This is a genomic window from Mycobacterium sp. E2327, assembly GCF_001672675.1.
In the GTDB taxonomy this organism is placed as follows: domain Bacteria; phylum Actinomycetota; class Actinomycetes; order Mycobacteriales; family Mycobacteriaceae; genus Mycobacterium.
In genome coordinates this window covers 1-22,783 of record NZ_LZKE01000028.1, presented here as the reverse complement: position 1 = coordinate 22,783, position 22,783 = coordinate 1, and the positions used below count along the sequence as shown (strand labels likewise).

The window sequence follows — 22,783 nt, the reverse complement described above, 5'->3', positions numbered from 1 at the left end:
GGACTAACGGCCCTCTCCCTCTGTCTTCACCCGTTCGCCGGGCGCCTGAGAGATTCGGCGCCGGCTGCTGCCGGGGCGCCTTTCCCCATCGGCGGGTGGGACCGCTGCCGGTCCGCACCGCTTTCCAGAGGCGTCGTTAACTCGCGCGGTCCGGGTGCCTGAGAGGTTGACGGAGAGGTGTTGCTCCTTCGGCGCCCGTGACTGGCAGCCACGAGACTCTCCCGCCCGAGTGCGACGCGCGGACCAGTTTACCCGGGGTCAGCCGATCTTGCGGTCGCGGTGCTTGCGCCGCGACGCCAGCTCGTCCTCCGGGGCCGCGATCGACTCGCCGCCGTCGGCGCGCTCGCCGTGGAAGTCGGCGATCACGCCGGTCAGCTCGCGCATCGCGCCCGACACCGCGATGCCGAACACGCCCTGCCCGCCCTGCAGCAGGTCGACGACCTCTTCGGCCGAGGTGCACTCGTAGACGGTGGTGCCGTCGGAGAACAGCGTGATGTTGGCCAGGTCCTGGACGCCGCGCTGGCGCAGGTGGTCGACGGCGACGCGGATGTTGTGCAGCGAGATGCCGGTGTCGAGCAGTCGCTTGACGATCTTGAGGACCAGGATGTCCTTGAACGAGTAGAGCCGCTGGCTGCCGGAGCCCGCCGCGCTGCGGATCGACGGGACCACCAGCGACGTGCGCGCCCAGTAGTCCAGCTGGCGGTAGGTGATGCCGGCGATCTGGCACGCGCTCGGCCCGCGGTAGCCCACCAGCTCGTCGGGCACGGAATCGTCGGGGAACAGCCCGGGCTGCACCGGTGCACTCGCTGCGGAGACGGGTTGGTCGCTGCTCGCGGCGTTCGCTTGGTCAGCTAGGTCTAGCTGCTCTTGACGTGGCTGCTCGCTCACGGGGGTTCCTCTCGCCGATCGCGCTGTCATCGTTAGCTGCGTCTCTGGCTGCAGCGCAGCCACGTTTGCTCAGGCCCGAGTGCTAGTGAGCTTACGCTTTTCGATAGCCGCCGCGCCCTAAGTCGTGATCAAAGTATGGCGGCCGCGGGCCCAACTGGCAGCACTATCGGCCAGCGTGTCGAGATCGCGGCGCCAGATGAGATGGATCCGTGATGTCGGCGTCCAGCCTAGTACCCGCGGAACGGCCCCCGCCGCGCGACTAGGTGGCCTTGAAGTCGTCGGGCGACACGCTGTCGAGAAACTCCTTGAACTTCTCGACCTCGTCCTCGCGCACGGCGGTGTTGGCCTCTTCGTCGCTCTCGTCCGGGATGAGCAGACCCGCCTGGGCGAGCACGGCCTCCTCGACGTAGATCGGGACGCCGACCCGCAGGGCGATCGCCACCGAGTCCGACGGGCGGGCCGAGACCGTGATGTTGCGGTCGAAGACCAGGTCGGCGTAGAACGTGCCCTCCTGGAGATCGACGATCCGCACCTCTTTCAGCGAATGCCCAAGCGCGGCAATGAGATCGCGGATCAGGTCATGCGTCAGCGGCCGGGGCGGTTCGACGCCCTGCTGCTCCAGCGCGATGGCGGCGGCTTCGGACTGACCGATCCAGATTGGCAGGTAGCGGTCACCGTTAGCCTCGCGCAGCAACAGCACCGGCTGGTTCTGCGGTTGCTCGACGCGAATGCCGACAACACGAACTTCACCCATCTGTGTCTGCCCTCCGCAACTCTTCAGCCCGCCGAACACCAAGCTGTCCAACGAAGTCTAATCCTCAGCGATGCAGAACGTCGCGAACGGCAGACTTGATCAGCGAGGTGTGCAATGTGATCGCGAGCGCGGCGACCTCCCGCGCCAGGTCGTCGGCGCGGTCCCGGGCGCCGGCCTTGCCGGCCTTGACGAGCGGCCCCGCGATCTGGGCGATCAGATCGGACTGCCGGTCGGCCGCGGAACGGAAGGCGCGCAGGTGCCTCGGTTCGACGCCGTATTCGGCCAGGGCCCGCGCGCATTGGAGGATGACCACGGCGTGTTCGTCGAAGAACCGGCCCGGGCCGGTGGTGATCACCCCCGCCCGGAGCAGCGCCGTCAGCAGTTCGTCGTCCACCCCGGAACGCTCCAGGAGATCCTCTCGGCTCAGCCGGACCCGCGGCGGGGCCACCGCCGCCGCGTCGGGCTGGGCGCCCGCGGCGGCCTCGGCGACCGCGCCGGCGTCCCCGCCGTCCGGAACCGACACCAATCGCGGTATCCCGTAAGGCGATCCGATCGGGGGCAGCTCACCGTCGGGCAGCGCGTCCAGCTGTGCCCGGATCACCTTCAGGGGCAGGTAGTGGTCGCGCTGCGCGGTGAGGATGAACCGCAGCCGCGCGCAGTCGTACGCGGTGAACCTGCGATACCCCGACGCGGCGCGCTGCGGCGTCACCAGTCCTTCGGCCTCCAGGAATCGAATCTTGGAGATCGTGACATCGGGGAAATCCGGCCTCAACAGGTCGAGGACCGCCCCGATCGACATCCCGGCCAGTGCCGGGCTATCGGGTGCGCTCACTGCCCTCCTTCACTACCCTCCGGAATCTCCGTCGTCGCCCTGCTTGGGTCCGGTCAAGAACACCAACCGGAACTTGCCGATCTGCACTTCGTCGCCGTTGGCCAGCACCGCCGAATCGACGGGCTCGCGGTTGACGTACGTGCCATTCAGGCTACCGACGTCGACGACGTGAAACTCGTTATTTTCCAACCTGAATTCGGCGTGGCGACGGCTGACGGTGACGTCGTCGAGGAAGATGTCGCTGTCGGGATGCCGACCGGCGGACGTGATGGCCTGGTCGAGCAGGAACCGCGACCCGGCGTTAGGTCCGCGCTTGACGACCAGCAACGCCGAGCCGGCCGGGAGTCCTTCGACGCCCGACACCGCGCTCTCGGTCCCCGCCTGGGCGGGCGCGTCGAGTTCGTTGAGAAAGTCGGCACGAAAGACCGAAGTCGTTTCCACCGTGACTTCGTCAGAGGTCTGGTCGTTATCCATGTCCGTCACGCGCTGCTCCTCACTGGCCGCTGTGGCGTTATCCGAACCGGGCCGTTGGCCCGGCTCCCCTCTAGGTTTGTCGAGGTTTTCTGAGTTTCTCTAGCCCCGCACTGCTGATTACTTGACCGTCTCGTGTCTATCAAGTGTCGATCTGTTGACCGTACCGCGCACCGTTCGCAATGTGCCCCCCACCGGACGATCGGAAGCCCGACCGACGTGAACCGCGTGCGCCGCCCGCAGCACCGAGCGGGGCTGGCAGGCACCTTAGCAATCGTCATTCGGTCAGCGTCCCGCGGTAGGCCTCCGGGTCGAGCAGCGCCGAGATCGCCGACTCGAGCTCGGCGGCGTCCGAGACCTGGACGTCGACCAGCCAGCCCGACCCGTAGGGGTCGGAGTTGACCAGCTGCGGGCTGCCCTCCAGGTCGGCGTTGACCGCCAAGACCGTGCCCGAGACCGGTGCGAACAGGTCCGACACCGACTTCGTCGATTCCACCTCGCCGAAGGATTCGCCCGCGCTCACCTGGCTGCCCACGTCGGGCAGCTGGACGAAGACGACGTCGCCGAGCGCCGACTGCGCGAAGTCGGTGATACCGACCCGCACGGTGTCCTCACCGCTGCGTCGAACCCATTCGTGTTCGGCGGTGTAGTGCAGATCGGACGGGATATCGCTCACGGGGGATCCTGTTCTGGTCGCTGCCAACGAGGCACGTTCACTTGACGGGCTGAGCGTATTGGTGCGGTTTTGGTTGTCGCAAGGTGGTCACGTCGACCCGGTCGGCCTGCTGGACCGACATGTGGGCGCCGACGCGCTTGATGCTGTCCTCGGCCCCGCCGGGGATGTTCATCGCGGCGGCCAGCGTGGGCGGATCGCCAATCGCCAGAATCGAATACGGCGACGACAGGGTCTTGGTGTCCACGGTCAACGAGCCCGGCGTACCCACTATCCAGGTATCGACACCTACCCGGACGGATTGGTGCGCGTCGTTGATCTCGATCGCTTCGGCGCCGGCGGCACGCAGCTCGTTGAGCACGTCGAGCATCGCCTCCGGTGACACCCCCGGGCCCGGGTCGTCGATAGTGATCGTGACGCCGGGGCCGGTGGCGCCGACGGCGCCGACCAGGATGGACAGCGCGGCGAGCCGGGCCTGGGCGCTCTGGATGGCGGCCTGATCGTTGTTGCCGGACGCCTGCAACGAATTCAGCGTGTTTTGCAGCTCGCCGACTTCGGTGTTCAGCGTGGCCTCGCGCTGCCGCAGCGAGTCCAGCAGCACCAACAGGTCGGCGGGACGGGCGGTGTCCAGCGAGTCGCCCGACTTGGTCTGGCGGACCTGGGTGACGATGGCGATCCCCAGAACGAGGCACAGCACGACCGCCAGCGCACCGAAGGCCAGCCGCGAGCGACCGGCCCGCAGCATCGCGGACAGCCCCGTGCGGTGCACCGGGCCGATCTCGGGCCGTGGGCGGTGCGGTGGCAGTTCGTGCCGGCCGCGATGCGCACCCGCGCCCGCGGTGGGCTCGGCCGGCGCGTCGCGACTTTCCCTGTCTTCGGGCGGGTCTTGGCTCACGGCCCTTATGCCCCGAACAGCCGGCGCCGCAGGGCGGCGGCGTTGCCGAAGATGCGGATGCCCAGCACGACGATGATCGCGGTGGACAGCTGGGTGCCGACGCCCAGTTGGTCGCCGACGTAGACGATGAGCGCGGCCACAAAGACGTTGAACACGAACGAAATCACGAAGACCTTGGGGTCGAAGATCCGCTCGAGGTAGGCGCGCAGTCCACCGAACACCGCGTCCAGCGCGGCCACCACCGCGATCGGCAGATAGGGCTGGACGACCTCCGGGACGGCGGGGTGGAAGACCAAACCCAGCACGATGCCGACCGCGAGCGCCACGATGCCGATCATGCTCGGTTTCCTCTCGGCATGTCTCTCACTGGGGCCCAATCTGTTTGGCGAACTTGACATCCCGCATCGGTCCGGCCGGCAGCGACAGGCCGTCGGCGATGTTCACGGTGACGACGACACCGTAGGAGGATTCCAGCAGCCTAAGCCGCTGCAGGCCGGGGCTGTTGTCGAAGACGTCGCGCATCGAGTGCGGCGGCCCGACCGCCAGGATCTGGTAGGGGCTGCTGGTGGGGTTGTTGTCGACGAGGATCGCCCCGCCGGCCTGCCGGATGGTGACGTTGGGTCCGATCCGGACGCCGCCGACGGAGATGGCTTCGGCGCCGCTGGCCCACAGCGAGTTGACGACCAGCTGCAGGTCGCGGTCCAGGATGATCTGCCTGCTGCCGTTGATGCGCTGCTTGGAAACGTCGGAAAGGTTCGGGCCGGCACCGGGATCCGTCACGGTGACCGCCAGGCCGGGACCGATGACCGCCGTGCTCGCCGCCGCCAGGCTCAGCGCGTCGAGACTGGCCAGCAGCCGCTGCCCCTGGGCGTTTTCGGCCAGTGCGTGGCGCTGCACGTCGTCGACTCGGCTCGAGAGCGCGCTGCGCTGTTGGCCCAGCTTGGCCGCGGCGGCCTCCGAGGAACGCACGCTTTCCAACAGCAGCTGCTGCGCGGTGCGCACGCCTGGCGCCACCGAGCGCGCCTGCGCGACCGCCGCGGCGAACACCGTCGCGATCAGCAGCGCGGCCAGGGCTTGCCACAGCCAGCCGAAGGCGCGGTCGCGGCCGCTCGGCGCCGCGCTCTCGCTGTCGCGTTTGGCCGCGGCCGCGGCGTAGCCGGGGTCCAGGTGCTCCGAGAGCAGGGCGCGCAGCAGCGAGGGCACCGGGATCAGCTGGGGCCGCGCCGCGGCGTGGGCGCTGCGGCCGGCGTTGGGGTCATAGCCGCCGAGCAGGCGGTCCGCGTCAGTCATGGCCACCCGCCTTGCGGGTAACCGGCTGGCGGTCGCGCTGTTTCAGCATGGGCATGCGGCGCACCACCAACGTCATCTGCACCGCATACAGCACGAACGCCCACAGGTACGTGTACAAGCCCCAGCCCAAAAAGCCCCAGCCGCAGGCCCTCAGCACGCGACTCCACTCCGCGCCGCCGGTGCCCAGCAGGACCAACGGAAAGCCGGCCATCAACGCGAAGGTGGCGCCCTTGCCGACGTAGGTCACCGGCAGCGCCGACAGCCCGCGGCTGCGCAGCAGCGGGAGCGTGGCGGCCAGCAGCCCGTCGCGCACCAGCAGCGTGATGACGAACCACCACGGCACGATCCCGTCGATCGCCAGGACGATCGGGACGGTCACCATGTAGAGCCGGTCCACCGCCGGGTCCAGCAGAACGCCCAGCCGCGAGGACTGGTTGAGCGTGCGGGCGATCTTCCCGTCGGCCCAGTCCGAGGCCCCGCTGAACATCAGGATCGCCACCGCCCAGCCGTTGGCGTGGGCGAACAGCAGGACGTAGACGAAAACCGGGATGAGCAGCAGGCGGATCGCGCTGAGCGCGTTGGGCACCGTCAGCACCCGATCGGGCGGAAGCGCGGGCTCCATGAGCCGTGACATTAGCCGAACGCCGAGCGGGCGGCTGAGCTCAGCGGAACACCCCGGGCAGGCTCAGGGTCGACAGCGTGTCGTCGGACAGCGGGTTGTCGTTGACCATGTAGGTCCACGTCGACGTCGGCCGCGCCAGCTTGGACAGGTCCAGCCCCGGCTCCTCTTCGAGCACGTTCGCGGTTTCGAACGTCTGCTGGGCCGCCTCGATGGCGTCGGCGGCGAGCGACGCGAACGCGTCGACCGCCATCCGGTGGAACTCGTCCAGCGGATTCTGCCGGCCCAGCGCGCGCAGGTGAATGCTCTCGCGGATGTCGGCGAGATAGGCCAGATGGTCGGCCCAGCCCCGGTCGAGGTGATACAGCATGATGAGCCGGCAGATCTTCTCCAGTCGTTCTTCGGAGAGGTCCTCGGCGAGTTCCTCGTAGCGGTCCGGCGCCAGCTCGGCGAGCTCCTCGCGCGCGGTCGCGGTGCGCAGCAACGTGTTTCGGCGATCGACGATGATCGCGCGCTGCTGCGCGATCAGCTGGTTGTAACGCCAGGTGTTCGCGTGCACGTCGAGCATCCGGCCCTCGGCGACCCGCTGGGCGTGGTCGAGCATCCCGGCCGCCTTGGGGCTGACGATCCGGCCGTCCTCGTCGGTCTGCATCGGGAGCTTGTTTTGGTCGAGGTTGGCCGCGACGACGTCGTCCTCCCAACTGGAGAAGAACACCGACGATCCCGGGTCGCCCTGCCGTCCCGCGCGGCCGCGCAGCTGGTTGTCGAGGCGCTGGGTGTGGTGGCGGCCGGTGCCGACGACGTGCAGCCCGCCCAGTTCGGCGACGCGGTCGTGGTCGGCCTCGTCGGACCCGCCGAGGCGGATGTCGGTGCCCCGCCCGGCCATCTGGGTCGACACGGTCACCGTGCCGTACTCGCCGGCCTCGGCGATGACCTTCGCCTCTTCGGCGTCGTTCTTCGCGTTGAGCACCACCGCGGGAACGCCGCGGCGCAGCAGCCGCTCGTGCAGCTCCTCGGACTCGGCCACGTCGCGGGTGCCGACCAGCACCGGCTGCCCGGTCTCGTGCACCTCGGCGATGTGCGCGACGATCGCGTCGTTCTTGGCGGCCGCGGTGATGTAGACCCGGTCGGCCTCGTCCTCGCGAATGTTGGGCTCGTTCGGGGGGATTGGCGACACGCCGAGCTTGTAGAACTGGCGCAGCTGCTCGCCGGCCGCCAGCGCGGTGCCGGTCATGCCGCAGACGGTGGCGTAGCGGTTGATCAGCGCCTGCACGGTGATGGTGTCGAGCACCTCGCCGGTCTCGGTGGTCTCGATGCCCTCCTTCGCCTCGACGGCGGCCTGCAGACCGTCGGGCCAGCGCTGCAGTTGCGCGATGCGGCCGCGGGCGGAGTTGATCAGGTGCACCGCGTCGTCGCGCACGATGTAGTGCACATCGCGCTGCAGCAGCACGTGCGCGTGCAGCGCCACGTTGACCTCGGTGAGGGTGGTGCCGACGTGCTCCTCGGAGTACAGGTCGATGCCGCCGAGCGCCTTTTCTACCTTGCGGGCGCCGACGTCGGTCAAATGCACGTTGCGGCTGTCGGCATCGGTCTCGTAATCGGTGCCGGCGTCTAGCGTGCCGACCAGCTTGATGATCTCCAGCCGCGGCGTCTCGCGGTGGGTGGTGCCGGCCAGCACCAGCGGCACCAGCGCCTCGTCGACCAACACCGAGTCGGCTTCGTCGATGAGGGCCACGTCGGGATTGGGTGACACCAGGTCGTCGACGTCGGTCGCCAGCTGGTCGCGCAGCACGTCGAAGCCGATCTCGTTGACCGAGGCATAGGTGACGTCGCAGCCGTAGGCGGCCCGGCGCTCCTCGCTCGTCGAGTCCGCGGTGATCCAGCCGACCGTCAGCCCCAGGGCTTCCAGCAGCGGGCCCATCCACTCCGCGTCGCGCCGGGCCAGGTAGTCGTTGATGGTCACGACGTGGACGTGCCGTCCCGCAAGGGCGTAGCCGGCGGCCGCGATCGCCCCTGACAGGGTCTTGCCCTCCCCGGTGGCCATCTCGATCACGTCGCCGGCGAGCATGCGCAACGCACCTAGCAGCTGGACATCGAAGGGACGGAGCCCGGTCGCCCGCTCGGCCGCTTCCCGGGCGATCGCGAGGAACTGCGGGATGTCGGCGGACTCCGCGAGGTCCTCGAGCTTGAGCAGCCCCGTTGCCGCGCGCAGCTTCTCGTCGCTGAGGCCGGCCGCCTTCTCGTCGTACTCCGACGAGGCGGTGACCTCAGCGAGGGACCGCGTCTGGTTCTTCTCCGTGCTGGCGCCCAGCAGCCGCCAGAATCGGCTACTCAGGCGGCCGGGCTGCGTCCGGGTGGTCTTTGGCACAGGTCAACGGTACGCGAGCCACCCGCTCCCGCGAGCGTGCGTGTTTGTCCGCGACACGCCGGACACCGACGTGCAATTGCGCACGCTCGCGACGGAGGGGCCCGCCTAGGCGAGGTTGGAGCGGCGCGGGTAGGCGACGGCCGGGTCGGTGAGCACGTTGACGACGGCGGGCAGCCCGTTGGCGAAGGCGCGCTCCAGCGCGGGCCGCAACTCGGCGGGCGCGGCCACCAGCTCCCCGTGGGCGCCCAGGGCGCGGGCCACCTCGTCGTAGCGGGTGCCCGGACGCAATTCCGCCACCACCGAGTAGCCGTACAGCGCCTCCATCGGGTGTTTTTCGAGACCCCAAATCCCGTTGTTGCCGATGATCGACACGACCGGCACGCCGTGGCGAACCAGGGTGTCCCACTCCATTCCGCTGAAGCCGAACGCGCCGTCGCCCTGCAGCAGCACGACCTGGCGGTCGGGCCGGGCCAGCTTGGCGGCCAACGCGTAGCCGGGGCCCGACCCGAGGCAGCCGAACGGGCCGCTGTCCAGCCAGCAACCGGGCAGGTAGCTGTCGATCACCCGCCCGGCGTAGGACCCGAAGTCGCCCGCGTCGATGACGACGATGGCGTCGCGGTCCAGCAGCGGCGCCAGCTCCGCGTACACCCGCATCGGATGCAGCGGGATCCGATCGTCGGCCAGCTCGGCCTTCTCCTGGGCGCGTGCCGCGATCTCGGCGGTTCGTAGCCCGGCGACCCAGTCCGGGTGTGCGGTGCCGCGCCTGGCGGCGAGGGCCGAAAGGATCGAGCTGAGGTCGCCGTACAGGCCGGCGGCGATGGGCCGGGGATGCTCGCGGACGGGTTCGCCGCGGTCGGCCACGATCAGCTGCGTTTCGGGCCCGAACACCTTGCCGAAGCCCAACCTGAAATCCATTGGCACACCGACGATCAGCGCGACGTCGGCCTCGCCCAGCGCCTTGCCGCGCACCCGCGAGAAGGCCATCGGGTGGTCGGCCGGCACCGCGCCGCGGGCCATCCCGTTCATCAGCACCGGAATCTGAAGTTCCTCCGCGAGGCGCAGCAGCGCCGCCTCGCCGTGTCCCCACCAGACGTTGGTGCCCGCCATGATGACCGGCCGCTGCGCCGCCGCCAGCAGGTCGACGGCGCGGTCGAGGGCCTGGGCATCCGGGGCCGGGCCGGGCGGCACCGCGCTCAAGGCGCCGGGCCGGCCGTCATCCTCCGACATCGAAAAGGCGTGGTCCATCGGAAAGTCGACGAACCCCACGCCGGACGGGGCGCCGACGGCCGCGCGCAACGCCTCGTCCAGCAGCCGGCCGGCGTCGTCGGCCGACTGCGCGGTGGCGGCGAATCGGGCCAGCGGCGCCACGAACGGCACATGGTCGATCTCCTGCAGCGAGCCCATGCCCCAGCGCCCCGCGGGGGCCCGGCCACCCAGGACCACCAGGGGCGACTGGTTCTGCTGCGCCGCGGCCATCGCGCTCATCCCATTGGTGACGCCCGGCCCGGCGGTCAAGGCGGCCACGCCGGGCAGCCTCGTCACCTTCGACCAGCCCTCGGCGGCGAACGTCGCGGTCTGTTCGTGGCGGGTGTCGATCAGCCGGATCCCCTCGTCGCGGCACCCGTCGTAGATGGAGAACAGGTGGCCGCCCGATAGGGTGAACACGGTGTCGATGCCGCTGGCCTTGAGCCGGCGTGCGATGAGTCGGCCGGCATGTACGGTCTGGCTGGACGGAGCGTCGATGCTCATCCAGGCAGCCTATCGGCAATCACTCGGGTACCTTCGCCGAAGGATTTTGTGTCAGGCCTCGACCTTAAGGAGACATCGACCATGGGCCCGAAGCCGTTTACGCCGTCGATCAATTGGTCGGCGGCACCCATGGATTCCCTGCGCTGGATCGCCATCGCCTGGGCGATCGGCGCCGTCTGTCTTCTCGCCGTGCTGGTGGCGTTCCGGTACCTGACCCCTTGGGGCCGGCAGTTCTGGCGGATCACCCGCGGCTACTTCTTGGGCCCGTCGAGCGTCAAGGTGTGGGCGATGCTGGGGGTGCTGTTGCTGTCGGTGCTCTGTTCGGTGCGGCTCACCGTGCTGCTGAGCTACCAGGGCAACGACCTGTACACGGCGGTGCAGAAGGCCGTGCAGGGCATTGCGGCCGACGACGCCAACGTGAAACAGTCCGGGATTCATGGCTTTTGGATGTCGATCGGGATCTTTTCCGTGCTCGCCACGCTGTATGTCATCCGGTTCATGATCGACATCTATCTGACCCAGCGATTCATCATCGCCTGGCGCGTCTGGCTGACCGCCCACCTCACCGACGACTGGCTGGAGGGCAAGGCCTACTACCGGGACCTGTTCATCGACAACACCATCGACAACCCGGACCAGCGCATCCAGCAGGACATCGACATCTTCACGGCCAACGCCGGGGGCACCCCGAACATCCCGTCCAACGGGACGGGCAGCACCCTGCTGTTCGGGGCCGTCAACGCGGTGGCCTCGGTGATCTCCTTTGCCGCGATCCTGTGGCAGCTCTCCGGGAATCTGGAACTTTTCGGCTTGGTGTTGCCGCGCGCCATGTTCGTCACCGTCCTGGTCTACGTGCTGGTCGCGACCGTGGTCGCGGTCTGGCTGGGCCACCCGCTGATTTGGCTGAGCTTCAACAACGAAAAGCTCAACGCCGCATTCCGTTACGCGCTGGTGCGGTTGCGCGACGCGGCCGAGGCGGTGGGCTTCTACCGCGGTGAACGAGTCGAGCGGGCGCAACTGTGGCGGCGCTTCACCCCGATCATCGCCAACTACCGCAAGTTCGTGCGCCGGACCATCATCTTCAACGGGTGGAACTGGTCGATGTCGCAGATCATCGTCCCGCTGCCGTGGGTGATCCAGGCGCCGCGGCTGTTCGCCGGGCGGATCGACTTCGGCGACGTCGGCCAGAGCGCGACTGCCTTCGGCAACATCCAGGATTCGCTGTCGTTCTTCCGCAACAACTACGACGCGTTTGCCGCGTTTCGCGCGGCGATCATCCGATTGCACGGGCTGGTCGACGCGAACAGCCAGGGCCGCGCGCTGCCGACGATCCTGGTCAAGCCGAGCGACGAGGCAACCGTCGAGCTCCGCGGTGTCGAGGTGCGCACGCCGGCCGGAGACCAGTTGATCGACCCGCTCGATGTGGCACTCGACGACGGCGACTCGCTGGTGATCACCGGCCGGTCGGGCGCCGGCAAGACCACCTTGCTGCGCAGCCTCGCCGAGTTGTGGCCGTACGCGTCCGGGACCCTGTGCCGCCCCGACGGCGACAACGCCACGATGTTCCTGTCGCAGTTGCCCTACGTGCCGCTCGGCAGCCTGCGCGGCGTGATCTGCTACCCGAACGAGCCGGCGAACGTCTCCGACGGCGAATTGCAGGACGTGCTGACGAAGGTGGCCTTGGCGCCGCTGATCGGCCGCCTCGACGAGGAGCAGGACTGGGCCAAGGTGCTCTCCCCCGGGGAGCAGCAGCGCGTCGCGTTCGCCCGCATCCTGCTCACCAGGCCGAAGGCGGTGTTCCTCGACGAGGCCACCTCGGCTCTCGACGAGGGGCTGGAGTTCGCGCTGTATCAGCTGGTGCGCACCGAGTTGCCGGACACCGTGTTGGTCAGCGTCAGCCACCGGCCCACCGTCGAGCAGCATCACCGACAACAGCTGCAGTTGCTCGGCGGCGGCCAGTGGCGGCTCGGCCCGGTGGAGAAGGAACCCGCCGGGGTCTAGGCGTTTGCGTTGCGGGCCAACGCGCGGCGAGCCTGCAAATTCGCAGGGGTTTACTCGCAGTTTCGCTGCGAAATTACAGCCTCGACGCCGCGCGCCGATTACGACCGCGCGCCCGCGGCCTCCCGGGCCGCATGAGCCCCGGCGCGGCGCCCGAAGAACGAGCCCTCCCCCAGCTGCGTTCCACTCGCGTAGCCCTTGCCGTCCTGGGCGATGTTGGACGCGCACGCGCCCACCGCGTACAGGCCGGGAACCACGGTGCCGTCCTCGCGTTGCACCTGCCCGTCGACCGACACCGCCAGCCCGCCGACGGTGAATCCGGCGTACATCGCCTTGCCCAACGACATGTCGAATGCGCCCCAGGGCCCTTTGTCTTGCGCGGCAAGGAATTCCGGCTGCTTGTGGAAATCGGGGTCCTCGCCGCGGGCGGCGTGCGTGTTGTAGCGGTCCAGGGTCGCGACCAGGTTGCCCTGCGGGATGCCCAGCGCGGCTTCCATCTCGGGCACGGTCTCCCAGCCGTCGATGAGCGGCACCAGCGGCATCTTGGGATGCTCCAGGTGCGCCTCGTCGACGATCAGGAACGCCGCGCTGTCCGGCTGATCCATGATGAAGCCCGCCGTGCGGGAGTGGTAGGAGTCTTCGGCCACGAACCGCTGTCCGAGCTTGTTCACAATGATCCCGGTGAGCAGGATCGACGGCGGGTAGGGCGGCGCCGTGATGAAGATCTGATCCATGTGCTGGGTGGCGCCGCCCGCGGAGACGCCCATCCGGATGCCCAGGCCGTCGTCGTAGGTATTGCCGAGCACGAACGGCTTCTCGCCCAACTTCGGGGTGTACTTGGCTACCATCTCCGGGTTCATCACGAATCCCCCGGCAGCGATGATCACCGACTTCGCCTTGATCGCACCGGTTTCGGAGAATTGCTTCCACAGCACGCCGGTCACCGCGCCGGCGTCGTCCACGATCAGCTGGCTCGCGCCGGTCTCGTATCGCACCTGCACGCCGAGGCTGGCGGCCCGCTTGAGGAGCAGGTCGATCACCATGCTGGCGCCACCGGTGTCGCCGGGCACCGGTACCTTGTGACCGCGCGGCGCCGGGACCGCCTTCTCCAGGAAGGGCCACACCTTCTCGTTGCCGGTGAACATCAACCCCTCGGTGTTCGGCTGGATCACGGCCTTGCCCGGGAAGTAGCTGCGCTCGAATTGAAAACCCAAGTCTTCCAACCAATTGAAGTGTTCGACGCTGCCCTCGCAATAGGCGCGAATCTTCGCGTGGTCCGGCTGCCGCGACACCGCGACGAGGTATTTGTACATCTCCTCGGCCGAGTCGGGGTGGCCGGTCGCCTCCTGCACGGCGGTCCCGCCGCCGAGGTAAAAGTGGCCTCCCGCAAGGGAAGTCGTGCCGCCCGCCGCGGCGGCGCGCTCGAGCACCAGCACCTTCGCGCCCGCGGCCGCCGCGCTTACCGCCGCGCACCCGCCGCCGATGCCGAAACCGATCACCACCACGTCGACCTCGTCCGACCACGACGGGACGGTGTCCGCGTTGACGGTCGCCGGAATCTCGGTGCTCATTGGCGCCACTCCTCTTCGTCACTGCGTTCCGCATCGTCGTCGGCGCGGCTCACTGCTGCTCCCGTTTTATGTAGTCGTAGAACGCCCTCATCTCGGGTGGGACGTAGGCGATTTCCAGATACGGCACCCCCGCCTGCGGCGCCGACACATAGGCAAACTGGATGCCGCCGGGCATCACACCCTGCTGCACGACCGGCGCCCCCTTTGCCGCGGCCTCCGCCAGGAGGGCGTCGAATCCCTCGGGGCTCGGCGCTTCGGTGCAGATGTGGTGCAGGCCGGGCGGCGATTCGCGCAGAAAGTCACTATAGATGTTCTCCCCGCGAACCGGTGAGATCAGCTCCAGCTGCATGTCCCCGAGATAGCTCAGCGAGATGCTGGCGACGAAATCGGCGGGCCGGCCGAGATAGCTGCAGCTGTCCGGGGCAAATTGCACCTCGGGTATCCGCACCCACTTCCGAACGCCTAACAGGCCGGTGAGGGCGGTTTCTGTGGCATCCAGGTCGGGGGTGACCCAGGCGATCTGCGTCGGCGATTGGGTGGGAAGGGTCATCGCCTCGCAGGATAGCCCAGCCGCTCGGCCGCCAGAAAGGGCGCGGTAGGACTTTGCCGTACGCGGCCGCGTCGGCCACCCGGCGACGCGATGAACACGTTCTAATTCGGCGGTTCAGTGCTGGGTCAGCACGTCCACCAGCAGCCGCATCTGAGTGTCGAACACCGCTGCCGGGTCGGTCAGGGTATCGGTGCCGTATTGCCCGAACACCTCCAAACTGATGGCGCCCAGGACGCCCGCCCACAGCAGGAAGCACTTGGCGATCACCAGGTCGTCTCCCGGAAATCCGAACTCGTCGCGAATTCGTCCGAAATCAGACGACATCGGTTGCGGTGCAAGATCATTCGTCAAACGGATGTCTCCGGTCGCGATGCCGGCCGCCACGGCGTCGAAGAGGGCGCCGACCACGCGGGTGCCGGCCGGGACGGTGCGCTCGGCGGGCGCGTGATAGCCGGGGACTGGGCTGCCGTACAGCAGGGCCCAGCGGGCGGGATCGGCCACGGCCCACTCCCGCGCCGCCCGTGCGATGGCGATGACGTCGTCGCTCCACGCCTCGCCCGCTGTCTCACGGGCCCGGTCCACGGTGTCGGCCAGGTCCGTATAGGCGTCCACCACCAGCAGGGTCAGCAACTCGTCGCGGCTGGACACGTATCGATACACCGCCGAGGACACCATGCCCAGGTCGCGGGCGATCGCGCGCACCGACAGCCCTGCGGCGCCCCCCTCCACCAGTTGGCGGCGGCCGAGTTCGATGATTCGCGCCTCGATCTGCTCCCGCGATTCCTGGCGTTTGCCCACGCGGCCAGTCTGACACAACCGAGAACACCGCTCTTGCTTTTTGGCGGCGGCTGTGGCAGCGTGTCGGCAATGAGAGCACCGCTCTCGGATCCCGTTGGAGAGGACGCACCATGGCCACGCGCTACGAACAACCGAATCGGGTGGCCCGCGCCGCCAACGCGGTGATCCGCTGGCTCGCCGAGCTGGGGATCAGCATCGCCGGGACCCGTGCCCTACACGTCCGGGGCCGCAAGAGCGGAAAACCGCGCGCGGTGGTGATCAACCTGCTCACGGTCGACGGCGTCGACTACCTGGTCTCACCGCGCGGCAACACGCAGTGGGCCCGCAACGTGCGGGCGGCGGGCGTCGTCGAGGTGGGCCCGCGCTGGCGCCGGCGACGCGCTCGCGTCAGCGAGGTGGCCGATGCGAATAAGCCCGAAGTCCTGAGGCGCTATCTGGGCCGCTGGTACTGGCAGGTCAAGGACTACGTCGGCGGGCTGACGCCGGATTCCACCGACGAGCAGCTGCTCGCCGGGGCGCCCTCGATTCCGGTGTTCGTGCTCGAGCCCGCCGGCTGACTTATCGGGGGTTGGGCGGCGTCGCCCCGAGATCCTGGCGGACCTGGTCCGAGGTGGCCCGCCACGACACCGCCGCGGGCAGGTCGCCCCAGACGCTGTTGAATATTCCCACGATCTCCCCCGGGCCGCCGGCGGGTGCCAGGTACACCGGTCCCCCGGAATCGCCCCGCTGGCTCTGGACGCCGTGCGACATGGTGAACCATCCGTTGTTGACGCTCTCGACGGTCCCGCAGGTCTCACCCGTGACCACGCCGAAGTGGCACACGGCCTGGCCCGGCTGAAGCGCCAGGGAGGGGTTGGATTCCAGCGGCCGCCCGCCCGGCAGGACGTTGTTGGCAGTGACACCGCTGTCCAGGACGATCGCCTCGTAGTCGTTGATCGTCTGATCGGTGGCCACGGTGGTGCCGCTGGGCGTGTTGTCGCGGAACGTGGCCTGACGCCCGATGACGTTGTGTTCGCGGTCGTAGACGACGCCGCTGCCGCGGCAATGCCCCGCGGTGAACGCGATCTTCAGGGCAGGGTCGACGTAGGCCAGGGTGCACAGGCGGTTGTCCTGGTGGATTTCCATCCCGGGAAAGACGACTGGGGGGTCCGCCTTGGCGGGCAGGGGCGGCAGCCACGATGCGACTGCCACGACGGAAGCCGAGGCGGCGAATGCGTGCAGTGCCAGGCGGCGCATGTTGAGCTCCGATCCCTCCGTGAAATGCCGGCCCGAAGGGTGACGTTACGGCTTGATCTCACCCCTCGCTCATCTTTTCGCACTTGAGAGCGCCGGCGTTACCCCGGCGTGACCAGCGGCGCGGCGTCGGCGGGCAGCCCCGCCGCGCGCGGCGCCCACCCCGGCGGGCCGAAGACGTAGCCCAGCCGATCACGCAGGCGCTTTGCCGATCGCCAGTCGCGGGCGATGGCGACGTATTCGCGGGTTTGCAGCTTCCAGATGTTGAAGGTGTCGACCTGCTTGGTGAGCCCGTAGTGGGGGCGGAACAGCTCCGGCTGGAAGCTGCCGAACATCCGGTCCCAGAGGATGAGGATGCCGCCGTAATTCTTGTCCAGATAGAGCTGGTCCATCCCGTGGTGCACCCGGTGGTGCGACGGGGTGTTGAAGACGAATTCGAACGGGCGCGGCAGCTTGTCGATGCGTTCGGTGTGGATCCAGAACTGGTAGATCAGGTTCAGCGACCAGCTGAAGTACACCATCCAGGGGGGAAGGCCCAAGAGCGGCAACGGAACCCACATCAAGACCTCGCCGCTGTTGTTCCACTTCTGGCGTACCGCCGTGGCCAGGTTGTAGTACTGGCTGGAGTGGTGGGCCTGGTGCGTCGCCCAGACCAGCCGGACCCGGTGCGCCATCCGGTGGTACCCGTAGTACAGGAGGTCGACGCCGACGAGCGCGACGACCCAGGTGTACCACTTGGCCGGCGACAGGTGCCACGGCGCCAGATACGCATAGATCGCGGTGTAACCCAACAGGGCCAGTGCCTTCCAGCCGGCGCTGGTGGCGATCGAGACCAGGCCCATCGAGATGCTCGCCCAGGAATCGCGGGTCAGGTAGGCGCCGGATCCCGGCCGCGCTTCTGCCTCGGTGTGTTGCAGCTTGCGGGCCGCGGTCCATTCGATGGTCAACAGCAGCAGGAAGAACGGGATGGCGAACAGCACCGGATCCCGCAGCTGCGGGGGCAGCGCGAACCAGAACCCGGTGACAGCATGCACACGGATAGATTACGACCATCGGCCAACGCCGGTAACGGCGCGTACCAATGAGGTGTTCTGCACTTGACCGCAGTGGTGGTGATCGGGTCGGGGTTCGCGGGGCTGTGGGCGGCCCTCGGCGCCGCGCGGCGGCTGGACGAGCTGGCCGTGCCGGCCGACACGGTCGATGTCACGGTGGTGAGCGCCAAGCCGTTCCATGACATCCGGGTGCGCAACTACGAAGCCGATCTGACGCCCTGCCGGATCCCGCTCGCCGACCTGCTCGACCCGGCCGGCGTCGCCCACGTCGCCGCCGAGGTGACCGCCGTCGACACCGGCGCGCGCACGATCACCACGTCGACCGGCGCCAGGTATGGCTACGACCGACTGGTGCTGGCGTCGGGCAGTCACGTCGTGAAGCCGGACATCCCGGGCCTGCGGGAGTTCGGTTTCGACGTCGACACCTACGACGGCGCCCTTGCGCTGCAGCGGCACCTGCGCGAGCTTGCCGACGAGCCGCCGACGCCGGCGGCGGCCACCGTCGTCGTGGTCGGTGCCGGCCTGACCGGCATCGAGGCGGCCAGCGAGATGCCAATGCGGCTGCGCGCCTTGTTCTCTCGGCGAGGCGTTGTCCCCCGGGTGGTTCTGGTCGATCGCAATCAGGCGGTGGGGTCCGACATGGGGGCGTCGGCGCGTCCGGTGATCGAACGGGCCCTGTCGGACAACGGCATCGAGATCAGAACGGGCGCAGGCGTCGTGGAGCTGACCGAGCGGGAGGTGACGCTGTCCTCGGGTGAGCGGCTGCCGGCTGCCACCGTGGTCTGGTGCGCGGGTATGCGGGCGAGTTCGCTGACCGAGCAACTCGGGGTGCCCCTCGATCGGTTCGGCCGGGTACGGGTCGACGACTACCTCCGGGTGGTCGGCGTGCCCGGGGTTTTCGCCGCCGGCGACGTGGCCGCCGCCCGGATGGACGACGAGCACCTGTCCGTGATGTCCTGCCAACACGGGCGACCGATGGGCCGCTACGCCGGCTACAACGTCATCAGCGACCTGTTCGATGAGCCGATGCTTGCCCTTCGAATCCCTTGGTATGTCACGGTTCTCGATCTCGGACCCGCCGGAGCGGTCTACACCGAGGGATGGGATCGGGCGGTGGCGTCGACCGGGCCCCAAGCCAAGGCGACCAAGCAGACCATCAACACCCGGCGCATCTATCCCCCGCTGACCCGCAGCCGCGCCGACCTGCTGGCCGCCGCCGCGCCGGAGCTGCAGGCCCGCCCGTGACCGCCCCCGGTCGGCTCAGTCCGCCTGCGCCTTCTCCCCGGCGTACCACTGCACCGCCCGGACCCCCGGCTGCAGCGAGAGCTCGGCGACCAGCCGCTCGAGCTTGGCCGGTGTGTGGCCGTCCATCAGCAGGTGCGCGGTCAGGGTGATCTCGTCGTCGGCGGCATGCCCGGTGTGGATGCCGCGCAGCGTGATGTCGTTGCCGCTGGCGTGCTGCACGATCTCGGTGCGGGCGTACTTCTCCGATTTCGGGCGGCAGACCACTTGCACGAGGTAGGGCTGCACGCCCTCGTCTTCTTCGACGACGTCGTCGCGGTCGATCAGCCGCCCGAGCGGGCGCCCGAACAGGTGGATGGCGATGACGGTCGCGGTGGCGATCGCGGCGAACGCCAGGTGACCCGACGCGGCCAGCACGCCCACCGCCGCCGAGCACCACAGCGTCGCGGCGGTGTTGAGGCCGCGGACGTTGAACCCGTCGCGCAGGATCACGCCTCCGCCGAGGAACCCGATGCCGGACACCACGTAAGAGGCGACGCGGGTGGGACTGCTGTCCTCGGTGACGACGGCATAGAGCACGAACAGGGTCGCCCCGCCGGCCACCAGCGCGTTGGTGCGCAACCCGGCCATGCGGGCCCGCCACTGGCGCTCCAGCCCGATCAAGGCCCCACAGCCCACGCCGACGCCGAGTCGGAGGGCGAATTCGGCGACGCTCAACGTCTGCATGACACCCCACCTCCTTCCCCCAGCGGTCGGCGGCAGCTAAGCACGCCTAGGTGAACGGCAGGTGGATCGCACCCGATCGGGTCAGTTCGTGGTCACGCCGCGGATACCGACGGGCAACTTGGTGCTAGGCCTTGGAAAGCTGGTGCGGGCAATAGAATTTCGCGGCGATCATCGCGAAGTTGGATGCGTTCTCCATGTCCATGCCGGGGTTGTGGGTCTTCACGTCGTGGACCAGCTCGAGGCCCGATTCGCCGTTGTTCAGGCACGTGCACACCGCTTTGCCGGACGCGACGGCGGCATCCGGGCTGGAATAGTTGATGCCGACCTGGTGCAGCGCGGCGAGGAAGCCCGCGTCGTCGCCTTGGGGTGGCGGCGGCGGGTCGGCGTGCGCGGGCACGGCGAGGCCGATCATCATGGTCGCGGCGCCGGCGAGCGTTAGCAGTCTTTTCATTGGTCACTCTCCCAATTCGGTTGCGCCCTAACCTGACTGAGCATCGGACGGTACGACCTGGGGCCGGTCGCCCTTCCTCAGGTGTACGGCGTGAATGCCGGGCTTCTTGGCCAGCTGTTCGAGCAGCGCGTCGAGGCCGTCTTGATCGACGTTGTGGTGCTGCACGCTTTCGGGTTTTTCGGATATCTGCGCGACCAGCCGCTTGAGGTTTTCCGGCGAGTGGGCATCTTTGAGGTCCTTGAGAGGTTTGATCCGGCCGCGCACGCCGGTGCCGCTCAGCGCGCTGGGGGCCCCCGCGCCGAACGCGCTGCCCAGCATCCCGGCCACCGACATCGAACTGAGCAGTCCGCCCTCGCCTAGCGCGGCAGCCGGGACCGCGTCGGGCCCGGCTGCCGACAGCGCCGCCGCGACCGTCCGGACGGCCGGGGTGGCCGTGGCCCAGCTCGGTGGGACCGACAGCTTGCCGACCAGCGTGCCGGCGTTGCCCATGCCCGCCGACACCGCGTTAAACAGGGTGCCGCGGCCGAAGCCCAGCGCCCCCAGCCCCGCCCCCAGGGCGTCCTTCGGGAGCGCTCCGTATCCCACGGGCGGTGCGAACTTCAAAAACTGCGACACGGGGAAGTTGATCAGCAGCCCGATGTCGTTGAATCCCGTGGTAAAGCCGAGCGGAACCTTGATGGCGTTGTAGAGGTTGCCGTAGAGGGTGCCCGTGCCGGATCCGAACAACGAGTTCAACAGCCCGTTCATAGTGTCCGTGTAGTCGGTGGCCAGGTTCGACAGCCCCTGCAGGATAGGGTTGGTGCTGGTGAGCGGGTTAGCCGCTGCCGACAAAAGGTTCCCTACGGTCCCCGCCGGGGTGGCGGCGGCCTGGGTCACCGCGGCCGCTTGGGTCGCCGTGCCCGCGGTGTTGGTCGTCTGCGGCGGCTCGTTGAACGGCGTCACGTTGGCGGCGGTCGCCGACGAGACGAGGTAGTTGTCCATCGCCACGGCGTCTTGCGCCCACATCTCGGCGTACTGGATTTCGGTGGCGGCGATCGCCGGGGTGTTTTGCCCGAAGACGTTGGTTGCCACGAGAGACGCCAGTTGGCTGCGGTTGGCAGCGATCTCCGCCGGCGGCACGTGCGCGGCGAAGGCTGTCTCGTAGGCGGTTGCGGCAGCGGTGGCCTGCATCGCCGCTTCGGCGGCCTGCGCCGCGGTGCCCTGCATCCAGGCCAGGTACGGCGTAACCGCGGCCGCCATGTTGACCGATGACGGACCCACCCACGATCCGCTGGTCAGGCTGTCGACCACCGAGGAATACGAGGACACCGTGGACTGCAATTCGCTCGCCAGCCCATCCCAGGCCGCGGCGGCCGCCCGCAGCGACCCCGCTCCGGGCCCGGCGTACATCCGGCCCGAGTTGAACTCAGGCGGAAAAGCTCCGTAAAACATCGTCTATACCCCTTGCCTGCTCGTCTGCGCCCGGGTGGACGGTGCTGCTGCGTTGATTTCGGTCACTGCCGTCACTCCTCTACCACCGGAATGACGATGATGGTGGCGGCGGCAGGGTCAGCCTCGATGACACCGCCCAGTGAGCCGAGCGCCGCACTACCGCTGCCCCCGGACTGGAATGCGGCGGCCCCGACGGCGCGACCGGCCAGGCTCGACAGCGCCATCTGGCCGAAGACCCCCTCCTCGCCCGTGAGCGAGGCCGCCGGCGCGGCAGCGAGGTTCGTCGGCAAAACCGACGCCAGTGTCTTGATCGCCGGCGCGGCCTCGGTCCAGCCCTGCGGCACCGACATCCCCCCGACCAGAGCGGCCTTGCCCATCGAGCCGCCGACGGCGGAGCTGAGCATCGGCTTCACGGCGCTGGCCCCCTGGGTCAGCGGCGCCAGTGCTCCGGTGATGGCCTTGGGACCTGCAAGGTAAGCGGCGGCACTCTGTCCGTTCTGGCCCCACGCGTACGCCTGCCCGAAGGATAGGAACGGACCACCGGGTATGGAGGCCAAGCCTTGCAGGGAGTAGGGCCCGGAGGCGATGGTGCTCATGATGTTGTTCCAGGCGGTGAGGTCGCCCGATAGGCCCGTCGGCAGCGTCGGCAGGGTTGCCAGCTGCGGCAGGTTCAGGCCCGACAGCAGGTTTCCCGTCGTCGCCGTTGGCGCCGTGGGCGATGTGACGGTCGTCGCCAGGTTTTGTAGGAAAGTCGGCACATAGCTGATGAATTGGGACAGCTGTGTGCCAATTGACGCCGCCGGCGTGCTGGTGGATTGAGAGACCGCGGCCGCCTGCGCGGGCGCGGCCGCGGCGTTGGTGGTCTGCGGCGGCTCGGTAAACGGGGTGAGCTGGGACGCCGTCGCTGACGAGGCGGCGTAGGCGTACATGGCGGCGGCGTCCTGGGCCCACATCTCGGCATATTGGGCTTCGGTGGCCGCGATTGCCGGGGTGTTCTGGCCCAGGATGTTGGTGGCGATCAGCGCCATCAGCAGGGCACGATTGGCGGCGATCACCGGTGGCGGCACCGTGGCCGCGAAGGCGGTTTCGTAGGCGCCGGCGGCGATCTTGGCCTGGCTGGCGGCCTCGGCGGCCTGGGACGAGTTGGCGACGGAACTGCAGTCGACGGCCGCCTCGTACGGCGCGACGATCG

The 22,783-nt window shown here is 68.7% G+C and carries 23 protein-coding genes and 1 riboswitch; of the genes, 3 read left to right on the top strand and 20 right to left on the bottom strand.

Features of this window, described 5'->3' with window-relative positions:
* Positions 1–136: 136 nt before the first annotated feature.
* A riboswitch (glycine riboswitch) is annotated at positions 137–234 on the bottom strand.
* 24 nt (positions 235–258) lie between these two features.
* From A5712_RS03360 to A5712_RS03310, 11 genes are all read right to left on the bottom strand, one after another.
* Positions 259–888 carry a MerR family transcriptional regulator gene (locus A5712_RS03360; RefSeq protein ID WP_068101273.1) on the bottom strand — a complete coding sequence of 210 codons (630 nt, stop codon included), beginning with the start codon at positions 886–888 and terminating at the stop codon, positions 259–261.
* Positions 889–1,147: 259 nt separating this feature from the next.
* Complete coding sequence (locus tag A5712_RS03355; protein WP_066933175.1) at positions 1,148–1,642, bottom strand: bifunctional nuclease family protein; 495 nt, start codon at positions 1,640–1,642, stop codon at positions 1,148–1,150.
* 64 nt (positions 1,643–1,706) lie between these two features.
* Positions 1,707–2,474 carry a MerR family transcriptional regulator gene (locus A5712_RS03350; protein ID WP_068101272.1) on the bottom strand — a complete coding sequence of 256 codons (768 nt, stop codon included), beginning with the start codon at positions 2,472–2,474 and terminating at the stop codon, positions 1,707–1,709.
* Positions 2,475–2,486: 12 nt separating this feature from the next.
* On the bottom strand, positions 2,487–2,948 hold the full coding sequence (garA, locus tag A5712_RS03345; RefSeq protein WP_369830353.1) for a glycogen accumulation regulator GarA: 462 nt from the start codon (positions 2,946–2,948) through the stop codon (positions 2,487–2,489).
* Positions 2,949–3,222: 274 nt separating this feature from the next.
* Entirely contained in the window at positions 3,223–3,621 is a 399-nt protein-coding gene (gene gcvH / locus A5712_RS03340) for a glycine cleavage system protein GcvH (RefSeq protein ID WP_067149344.1), read from the bottom strand.
* 37 nt (positions 3,622–3,658) lie between these two features.
* Positions 3,659–4,513, bottom strand: coding sequence for a DUF881 domain-containing protein (locus A5712_RS03335; protein ID WP_068101267.1), 855 nt, complete (start codon positions 4,511–4,513; stop codon positions 3,659–3,661).
* 5 nt (positions 4,514–4,518) lie between these two features.
* Entirely contained in the window at positions 4,519–4,851 is a 333-nt protein-coding gene (locus A5712_RS03330; RefSeq protein ID WP_068101263.1) for a small basic family protein, read from the bottom strand.
* A gap of 25 nt (positions 4,852–4,876) precedes the next feature.
* Positions 4,877–5,803, bottom strand: coding sequence for a DUF881 domain-containing protein (locus A5712_RS03325; RefSeq protein ID WP_068101261.1), 927 nt, complete (start codon positions 5,801–5,803; stop codon positions 4,877–4,879).
* Positions 5,796–6,425 carry a CDP-alcohol phosphatidyltransferase family protein gene (locus A5712_RS03320; protein ID WP_068101254.1) on the bottom strand — a complete coding sequence of 210 codons (630 nt, stop codon included), beginning with the start codon at positions 6,423–6,425 and terminating at the stop codon, positions 5,796–5,798. The genes A5712_RS03325 and A5712_RS03320 overlap by 8 nt, the downstream gene beginning before the upstream one ends.
* Before the next feature lie 40 nt (positions 6,426–6,465).
* Positions 6,466–8,790, bottom strand: coding sequence for an accessory Sec system translocase SecA2 (secA2, locus tag A5712_RS03315; RefSeq protein WP_068101252.1), 2,325 nt, complete (start codon positions 8,788–8,790; stop codon positions 6,466–6,468).
* Positions 8,791–8,895: 105 nt separating this feature from the next.
* Entirely contained in the window at positions 8,896–10,539 is a 1,644-nt protein-coding gene (locus tag A5712_RS03310) for an acetolactate synthase (protein WP_068101250.1), read from the bottom strand.
* Positions 10,540–10,620: 81 nt separating this feature from the next.
* Between A5712_RS03310 and A5712_RS03305 the strand changes: the two genes are divergently transcribed.
* Positions 10,621–12,540 (top strand): ABC transporter ATP-binding protein/permease, encoded by a 1,920-nt coding sequence (locus A5712_RS03305; RefSeq protein WP_068101247.1) that lies wholly within the window; start codon positions 10,621–10,623, stop codon positions 12,538–12,540.
* Positions 12,541–12,638: 98 nt separating this feature from the next.
* On the opposite strand, the gene A5712_RS03300 is transcribed toward A5712_RS03305, so the two are convergent.
* The 3 genes from A5712_RS03300 to A5712_RS03290 form a co-directional block, all read right to left on the bottom strand.
* Positions 12,639–14,108, bottom strand: a complete 1,470-nt coding sequence (locus A5712_RS03300) for an FAD-binding protein (protein ID WP_068101244.1) — start codon at positions 14,106–14,108, stop codon at positions 12,639–12,641.
* A gap of 49 nt (positions 14,109–14,157) precedes the next feature.
* The gene (locus A5712_RS03295; RefSeq protein ID WP_068101241.1) at positions 14,158–14,658 is read right to left on the bottom strand and encodes a VOC family protein; all 501 of its coding nucleotides are present in this window, start codon (positions 14,656–14,658) and stop codon (positions 14,158–14,160) included.
* A gap of 114 nt (positions 14,659–14,772) precedes the next feature.
* A complete protein-coding gene (locus A5712_RS03290; RefSeq protein ID WP_197517954.1) occupies positions 14,773–15,456 on the bottom strand; it encodes a TetR/AcrR family transcriptional regulator in 684 nt (227 codons plus the stop codon).
* 110 nt (positions 15,457–15,566) lie between these two features.
* Here A5712_RS03290 and A5712_RS03285 point away from each other — a divergent pair, with 110 nt between their 5' ends.
* Entirely contained in the window at positions 15,567–16,013 is a 447-nt protein-coding gene (locus A5712_RS03285) for a nitroreductase family deazaflavin-dependent oxidoreductase (protein ID WP_068101235.1), read from the top strand.
* Position 16,014: 1 nt separating this feature from the next.
* On the opposite strand, the gene A5712_RS03280 is transcribed toward A5712_RS03285, so the two are convergent.
* Positions 16,015–16,692 (bottom strand): hypothetical protein, encoded by a 678-nt coding sequence (locus tag A5712_RS03280; protein WP_068101232.1) that lies wholly within the window; start codon positions 16,690–16,692, stop codon positions 16,015–16,017.
* Between the two features lie 98 nt (positions 16,693–16,790).
* A complete protein-coding gene (locus A5712_RS03275; protein WP_068101229.1) occupies positions 16,791–17,723 on the bottom strand; it encodes a sterol desaturase family protein in 933 nt (310 codons plus the stop codon).
* 63 nt (positions 17,724–17,786) lie between these two features.
* Between A5712_RS03275 and A5712_RS03270 the strand changes: the two genes are divergently transcribed.
* Positions 17,787–18,986 (top strand): NAD(P)/FAD-dependent oxidoreductase, encoded by a 1,200-nt coding sequence (locus tag A5712_RS03270; RefSeq protein WP_068101227.1) that lies wholly within the window; start codon positions 17,787–17,789, stop codon positions 18,984–18,986.
* Between the two features lie 15 nt (positions 18,987–19,001).
* On the opposite strand, the gene A5712_RS03265 is transcribed toward A5712_RS03270, so the two are convergent.
* From A5712_RS03265 to A5712_RS03250, 4 genes are all read right to left on the bottom strand, one after another.
* Positions 19,002–19,709: an MgtC/SapB family protein gene (locus A5712_RS03265; protein ID WP_068101224.1), complete on the bottom strand. Its 708-nt coding sequence runs from the start codon at positions 19,707–19,709 to the stop codon at positions 19,002–19,004.
* A 124-nt stretch (positions 19,710–19,833) separates the two neighbouring features.
* On the bottom strand, positions 19,834–20,160 hold the full coding sequence (locus A5712_RS03260; RefSeq protein ID WP_068101221.1) for a DUF732 domain-containing protein: 327 nt from the start codon (positions 20,158–20,160) through the stop codon (positions 19,834–19,836).
* A 27-nt stretch (positions 20,161–20,187) separates the two neighbouring features.
* Positions 20,188–21,591, bottom strand: coding sequence for a PPE family protein (locus A5712_RS03255; RefSeq protein ID WP_068101219.1), 1,404 nt, complete (start codon positions 21,589–21,591; stop codon positions 20,188–20,190).
* Positions 21,592–21,662: 71 nt separating this feature from the next.
* Positions 21,663–22,783, bottom strand: a 1,121-nt coding sequence (locus tag A5712_RS03250; protein WP_156766394.1) for a PPE family protein, incomplete at its 5' end; no start/stop codon positions are given.